Here is a 240-nt window from a genome sequence, read left to right as displayed (position 1 = left end):
CGGAACACTCGAAAGTCTCAAGCGCGGTGGCGGAATTCATACTCATATGACTGAGTGTCAGTAGGGGAAAAGGCCGGACGAGTACAGGCAGTGCGAAACAGGCAGTGCAAAACAGGCAGTGCGAGTACGGGCAGTGTGAGAACAGGCAGTACGCGCGTGGAAGAAGGAGCAGGCATGGCCCCACACAAGCGACGGGCCCGCACCGGACGGCTGGCGTTCCTGGCGGCCACGGTCGCCGCG

This window comes from Streptomyces graminilatus, assembly GCF_001418565.1.
Lineage (GTDB): Bacteria > Actinomycetota > Actinomycetes > Streptomycetales > Streptomycetaceae > Streptomyces > Streptomyces graminilatus.
The sequence above is the reverse complement of the archived record's forward strand: the minus strand, read 5'-3'. Positions refer to the sequence as shown.